Here is a 5986-nt window from a genome sequence, read left to right on the forward strand (position 1 = left end):
GGCAGAGCCCGCTCCCACAAGGTTAAGCGTTCGGACATCACCCTGTGGGAGCGGGCTCTGCCCGCGAAGAGGCCAAACCTGCCGCTTACAAAATCCGCACGCGCAGCGAACGGCCCTTGATCTTGCCGCTGTTCAGACGCTGCAGCGCCTGCTTGGCGATCCCGCGTTCCACGGCCACGTAGGCCTGGAAATCGAAAATGGCGATCTTGCCGACCTGAGTGCCGGGAATGCCCGCATCGCCGGTGAGTGCGCCGAGGATATCGCCCGGACGCACCTTGTCCTTGCGTCCGGCACCGATGCACAGGGTGCTCATCGGTGGCAGCAGCGGCTCGCCGCCCTTGGAGGTCAGGCTGTCGAGCTCGGCCCAGGCCAGTGGCGATTTCTGCAACTGCTCGATGGCCTGCGCCCGATGCGCCTCGGCCGGAGCGACGAAGCTGATCGCCAAACCTTTCTCCCCGGCGCGACCGGTACGGCCCACACGGTGGATGTGAATTTCCGAATCGCGCGCCAGTTCGACGTTGATGACCATGTCCAGGGCATCGATGTCCAGGCCGCGGGCGGCCACGTCGGTCGCCACCAGCACCGACGTACTGCGGTTGGCGAACATCGCCAGGACCTGATCACGGTCGCGCTGCTCCAGGTCGCCATGCAGCGCCACGGCGCTGATGCCTTTGCTGGTCAGGTGATCGACCACTTCCTGGCACTGCTGCTTGGTGTAGCAGAACGCCACGCACGACTGCGGGCGGAAGTGACCCAGGGCACGCACCACGGCGGCCATGCGGTCATCCGGCGAAATCTCGTAGAAACGCTGCTCGATCTGGCTGTCGGCGTGCAGGGCCTCGGCCTTGACCTGCTGCGGATCGCGCATGAACTTGGACGACAGCTGCTTGATCCCGACCGGGTAGGTGGCCGAGAACAGCAAGGTCTGCCGGCGTTCCGGGGTCTGCTCGATGATGTCGGCGATGGCGTCGTAGAAGCCCATGTCGAGCATGCGATCGGCTTCGTCGAGTACCAGGGTGTTGAGCCCGTCGAGCACCAGCGAGCCCTTGCGCAGGTGCTGCTGGATGCGTCCCGGTGTGCCGACGATGATGTGCGCGCCGTGCTCCAGCGAAGCGATCTGCGGGCCGAACGACACGCCGCCGCACAGGGTCAGCACCTTGATGTTGTCTTCGGCACGCGCCAGGCGGCGGATTTCCTTGGCCACCTGATCCGCCAGCTCGCGGGTGGGGCACATGATCAGCGCCTGGCAGCCGAAATAGCGCGGATTGATCGGGTTCAGCAGGCCGATGCCGAACGCGGCCGTCTTGCCGCTGCCGGTCTTGGCCTGGGCGATCAGGTCCATGCCTTTCAGAATCACCGGCAGGCTCTGCGCCTGGATCGGCGTCATCTGGGCATACCCGAGGGATTCCAGGTTGGCCAGCATGGCGGCGGACAAGGGCAGCGTGTTGAAAGCAGTGGCAATGGTGGTCACGGGACGGGCCTGCAAAACAAAATGTCGCGCAGTGTATCAGCCCCGTGACCTTTCGCCCTAAATCTGCTTAGGCTCTGTGTGAAAAGCCACTTTTCACACAGACCCTAGTGCTCAACCGGAGGTTCCTGACGAGGTGCGCGCCGTCCATCGCTGTCGGACAGCTGCACGAAGATCCCGGCGGCCAGCATTGCCATCAGGCCGATGGTCAGGAAGGTCGCCTGGAAAGCACCCAGCACCGTGTCCACGCCCTCGTTGCCCAAGGACGCGGTGAAACCGCCCAGCAGAGCACCGGCGCAGGCCACGCCCAAGCCCAGGGAAAGCTGCGCCACCACCGACAGCAGACCGTTGCCGCTGCTGGCGCTTTCGTCGTCCAGGTCGATCAGGGTCACGGTGTTCATCGCCGCGAACTGCAACGAGTTCACCGCGCCGAGCAGGCCCAGCTGGGTCAGCAGCAGCCAGTAGGGGGTAGTTTCCGAGACCAGGCCGAGGCTGGCCAGCAACAGGCCCAGCAGCAGGGTGTTGCCGGTGAGCACGATGCGATAGCCGAAGCGCTCGATGATCGGCCGGGAAAACGATTTGGCCACCATGGCCGCCGCCGCCAGCGGGATCATGCTCATGCCGGCTTCCGACGGCGAGTGCCCCAGCGCCACTTGCAGCAGCAAGGGCACCATGAAGGGCAGGGCGCCGCTGCCCAGGCGCGCGAACAGGTTGCCCAGAATGCCGATGGCGAAAGTGCGCGTGTGGAACAGTTTCGGCGAGAACAGCGGGTTGTCGATCTTGCCTGCACGCAGCCAGTAGGCGGCCAGACAGGCCATGCCGACGAACAGCAACAGCATCACCCGCAGGTGCGGTAGATGCAGCTCACCCAAGCCTTCCATGGCGATGGTGATAAGCACCATGGCGGCACCGAACAGCAGGAAGCCGATACCGTCGAAGCGCGTGCGTTCGGCGCCGCGCAGGTCGGGCACCAGGTTCCAGACCGCCCAGCAGCCCAGTGCGCCCACCGGCAGGTTGATGAGGAAGATCCAGTGCCAGCTCAACCATTCCACCATCCAGCCGCCCAGGGTCGGCCCGAGCAGGGGGCCGAGCAGCGCTGGCACGGTGATGAAGCTGAGGATGCGCACCAGCTCCGAACGCGGGTAGGCGCGCAGCACCACCAGCCGCCCCACCGGCAGCATCAGGGCACCGCCCAGGCCTTGGATCACCCGGGCCACCACCAGCATCGCCAGGCTTTGGGACAGCGCGCACAACAGCGAGCCGATGCTGAACAGCATAATGGCGCTGAAGAACACCTTGCGCGTGCCGAAGCGGTCGGAAATCCACCCGGATGCCGGAATCAGCAGCGCGACCGTCAGCATGTAGGCGATGATCACCGATTGCATGCGCAACGGGTTTTCCGCCAGGTCGCTTGCCATGGCCGGCAGCGCGGTGTTGAGGATGGTGCCGTCCAGGGCCTGCATGAAGAAGGCAATGGCGATGACCCAGGGCAGCCAGCGAGCGGTAACGGGATCCAGTGTTGGGCGCGTGGACATGGGGCCTCTTGTTGTTTGAGGTTGATGATGAATGTTCATGGCCAGCCGGTAGGAGGGGGCATCGGCCGCAAAACATGCACTGCGGTGTAGCTGACACTGCGCGGTGCATTTTTCGCGGCCACGGACCGCTCCTACAGGGTCAACAGCAATCGCTTCACCAACGCGCCAGGGAGCAAACTGGAATGGGTCTGGCGCTCGCCGTAGGTACTGGTCGAGAGAATCAGCTCGCGCTCGGCCGTCAAGGCTTCCAGCTGGTCACCCAGGACACTGTAGACGCTGTCGTCGAAACGCATGGTATTGACCGGTGCAACGATGTGACCGTCCTCCACCCAGAAAGTGGCAAAGCGGGTCAGCCCGGTCATGCGCGCCGCTGGCATGTCGGAGTAGTTCAGGTACCACAGGTTGCTGATGTACAGCCCGGTTCCGAGGCGTTGCAGCACGTCGCCCACGGGCAGGTCGCCTGCTGCCATCTGCAGCGCGCCCGGCATCTCCGAGTTGTCCGCGCCGTTGCCCTGCAAGCCGTATTCGGCCGCGCTGCGCGAGTCCACCAGGCGCTCGGCGGCGAGCCCGTGGCTGACCAGCGAAAGGTCCTTGCGCGGATAGCCTTCCTGGGAAAACGCCGGGGTCAACGAACCGCTGACGCGCTCCTCGAAGCTCACCTGCGCGCTCAACCGGGCTTCGCCTGCATACAGTCGTTGCAACGGGCTGTTCTTGCTGGCGATGGCCTGCGCCGAGAAGCCGCCCCAGCCCAGCATGCCGATGATTTCATCCAGCGCAGCCGGTGCCAGGTAGGCGCGATAGGCGCCCGGTGGCAGCACCTTGAGCGGACGGCTCAGGTGGTCGAGTTGCTCGCGGGCCTGGGCCAGGCGGTCGGCGAAGGCCTGTGCCTGCCACTGCTGGCCGGCGTAGTTGGCCTTGACCGCTTCGCCATTGGCATGGAACAGGCTGAAATCGAAATTGAAGCTGTTGGCCTGATGCCAGCCAGTGGCCCCGTCGCTGTTGGCGAAACCCCGGCAGATCGTGCCCGCGGCATAGATGCCGACCAGGTCCAGACCACGGGCCGCCGTACCGATCTGCTCGACGACTTCAGCCGCATCGGGCAACGGCGTGTCGTCGACATGGCGCGTCTGCCACTGCGAGGTGTTGAGTTGCAGGTAGGGGTCCGGTTGCAGCAGCGGCAGGGTCTGGCTCAGCTGGTGCACGGCCTGGGCCAGACGCTGCTGGTCCACCTCCAGATCCTCGGACAGGGTCAGCTGCAACTCGGCCTGGCGGCCATCTTCGATCAACTTCAGCGACACCGTAGCCTGGGCCACCTGTCCCGCCTGGCGCACCTTGGCATGGTTGAAACGGATGAAATCCGAGGCTTCGGCGTTGTAGCTCAGGGTGAAGCGCTGGCTCGGGGCGACGGTGTGTTGCAACCCTTGCACCAGTGCCTGGAAATGCTCGGCGTGATGGCTCATGCGGCACCTCCGAACACGTCGATCTGGCTGAACACGCAGCTGGGCGATGCATGCCCTACACGGATCACCTGGTTGGGTTCGCCCTTGCCGCAGTTGGGCGTACCCAACACCTGAAGAGTGCTGGCGTCGCCGACCGCCCGCAGGTTTTTCCAGAAGCTGGCGGAGATACCCCGATAGTTGGGGTTCTTGACCACGCCCTTGAGTTCGCCGTTCTCGATCAGTTGGCCCCATTCGCAGCCGAACTGGAATTTGTTGCGTGCGTCATCGATCGACCATGAACGGTTGGTGGACATCAGGATGCCGTGATCGATGCCGGCGATCAGCTGCGCCTGGCTGTGCTCGCCCGGTTCGATGTTGAGGTTGGCCATGCGATCGATCGGGGCCCGGTTCCAGCTGCTGGCACGGCTGTTGGCGACGCCGTCCATGCCGCTGCGGTATTGCGACAGGGCGCCGCCCAGTGGGCGCACCAGCACGCCATCGCGAATCAGCCACTGCTTGCTGGCTGGGGTGCCATCGTCGTCGTGTGCGTAGCTGGCCAGTTCGTGCGGGATATCAGGGTCGAAGGTCACGTTGAGCAACGGCGAGCCATAGCGCAGGAGGCCGAAGTCCTCGACCTTGACGAAGCTGGTGCCTGCGTAGTTGCGCTCGTCGCCCAGAATGCGGTCCAGCTCCAAGGGGTGACCGATGGATTCGTGGATCTGCAACATCATCTGGTCGGGTGTCAGCAGCAGGTCACGCGGACCTTGCGGGGCATTGGGCGCCAACAGCAACTGCAGGGCCTGGTCGGCGACCTGGCGACCGGCGCCGACAATACCGCAGCGCTCGATCACGTCGACACCACCTTGCTGGCCGAAGTTGTCGCGGCCCAGGCTGCGGGTCTGGCTGTCACTGCCGTCGAAGGCCGTCACGCTCAGACCGGGGAAGACGAAGCGCTGCGCCTGGCGAATCTGCGCGCCGGCGTTGTTGAGGTAGATCTGTTCGACATCGGTGATGCCCAGGCCGGCATACCAACTGACCAGCCGCGGATCGTCCGGCACGCGGGCGGACTCGTCGGCGAGCAATTGGTAGCAGTCGGCGAGGTTGGGAAAGGGTTGCTGCAGGTCAGGCGAGAGGTAGTCGAAGCGGGCATCGGCCACGGGCTGCTCGCGCAGGTCGAGCAGGGCATGGGCGGAGATGCCGCGGGCCTGGCTCTCGGCACGCTCGAGGGCCTGTTGCAGACCGGTTTGGGACAGGTTGCCCGTCGCGGCATAGGCTTCCACGCCGTTGACGCGCACGGTGATCATCACGCCTTCGTCGCTGCTCAGGCTGGGCGGCTCGGCGATGTTCTTGCGCACCGCCAGGTGTTGGCTGGATTGGCGCACATGGCGTAGGGAGAAGAATTCGGCGTGAGTGCGCAGGGCGGCGAAGCGTCGTTGCAACAGCGCGGTGGAATCGAACATTCAGAGGCCTCTGTGGTGGGGCAGTTTCGGCCCCTTCGCGGCTGCTAGCCGCTCCTACGGAGGAAACGCGATCCCATGTAGGAG

General features: G+C 64.9%; 4 protein-coding genes. All 4 read right to left on the bottom strand.

The window, feature by feature from the left end:
* Nucleotides 1-85: 85 nt before the first annotated feature.
* A complete protein-coding gene (gene dbpA, locus QMX89_RS22265) occupies nt 86-1471 on the bottom strand; it encodes an ATP-dependent RNA helicase DbpA (protein ID WP_049861409.1) in 1386 nt (461 codons plus the stop codon).
* Between the two features lie 104 nt (nt 1472-1575).
* Nucleotides 1576-3042 (bottom strand): multidrug transporter subunit MdtD, encoded by a 1467-nt coding sequence (gene mdtD, locus QMX89_RS22270; protein ID WP_139211034.1) that lies wholly within the window; start codon nt 3040-3042, stop codon nt 1576-1578.
* A gap of 92 nt (nt 3043-3134) precedes the next feature.
* Nucleotides 3135-4463, bottom strand: coding sequence for a metallopeptidase TldD-related protein (locus tag QMX89_RS22275; RefSeq protein WP_282349919.1), 1329 nt, complete (start codon nt 4461-4463; stop codon nt 3135-3137).
* The gene (locus QMX89_RS22280; protein ID WP_282349920.1) at nt 4460-5902 is read right to left on the bottom strand and encodes a TldD/PmbA family protein; all 1443 of its coding nucleotides are present in this window, start codon (nt 5900-5902) and stop codon (nt 4460-4462) included. Before QMX89_RS22280 ends, QMX89_RS22275 begins: the two co-directional genes overlap by 4 nt.
* Nucleotides 5903-5986 lie beyond the last annotated feature (84 nt).

It is taken from the genome of Pseudomonas sp. PS01301, assembly GCF_029960215.1.
Taxonomy (GTDB): domain Bacteria; phylum Pseudomonadota; class Gammaproteobacteria; order Pseudomonadales; family Pseudomonadaceae; genus Aquipseudomonas; species Aquipseudomonas coleopterorum.

Excerpts from the sequence above, each read along its gene's own strand:
- mdtD (WP_139211034.1), bottom strand. The coding sequence starts at position 3,042 with ATGAACATTCATCATCAACCTCAAACAACAAGAGGCCCCATGTCCACG.
- QMX89_RS22280 (WP_282349920.1), bottom strand. The coding sequence starts at position 5,902 with ATGTTCGATTCCACCGCGCTGTTGCAACGACGCTTCGCCGCCCTGCGC.
- QMX89_RS22275 (WP_282349919.1), bottom strand. The coding sequence starts at position 4,463 with ATGAGCCATCACGCCGAGCATTTCCAGGCACTGGTGCAAGGGTTGCAA.